At 68.6% G+C, this 713-nt stretch carries 1 protein-coding gene; it reads left to right on the top strand.

Annotation, left to right across the window (positions count from 1 at the left end; genetic code table 11):
* On the top strand, window positions 1-578 hold a 578-nt coding region (locus tag AC1DKD_RS41765; RefSeq protein ID WP_477144799.1), incomplete at its 5' end, for a LysR substrate-binding domain-containing protein.
* Between the last annotated feature and the right edge of the window lie 135 nt (window positions 579-713).

The following is a 713-nucleotide window of genomic DNA, read 5'->3' as shown; positions in this document are numbered from 1 at the left end:
TCAACGGCAAACCCATCGACCTGCTCAAGGAGGGCGTGGACGTGGTGCTGCGCGTGGGCGATCCGGTGGACGACACCATGGTGGCGCGCCGCATCGGGCAACTCCGGCTGGGCTTCTACGCCTCGCCGCTTTATCTCAAGAGCCACGGCACGCCCACCCAGCCCAGCGACCTGGTGCAGCACAAGGCCGTGAATTACCTGTCCAATCGCACCGGCCGCGAGATGCCGTGGCCGATGGGAGCGGGCGAGCAACGCACGGAAATGCTGCTGCCCTCGGCCATTTCCACCAACGACGCCGACGTCTACCTGGCCTGCGCGCTGGAAGGCCACGGGATTGCGCGCATCTCGCGCGTGATGGCGCTGCCGTATGTGGAAAGCGGCCGGCTGGTGGAGGTGCTCGCCGACTGGCCCACCGACTCGCTGCCGATCGCCGCCATGTATCCGCAGAACCGCCACCTGTCGGCCAAGGTGCGCGTCTTCGTCAACTGGGCAGCCGAGCTGTTCGCGCGCCATCCGCATTTCGGGGAAACACAGGCTGGGCCGGCCCGGCAGCCCCAGCCGCCCAAACTGGCGGCCTGAACGCGCCACGGGCTAGGTCGCGCTGGCCTTGGCGGATACGTTGGACGCATCCGCCACGGCCAGCGCTTCCACCTCGAACAACATCCCGTCGAGCGCCAGCCGCGGCACCGGGATCAGCGTGCAGGCCGGCTTGGG

This window comes from Cupriavidus sp. 05T313, from assembly GCF_056396665.1.
This window is presented reverse-complemented; position numbering and strand designations above follow the sequence as displayed.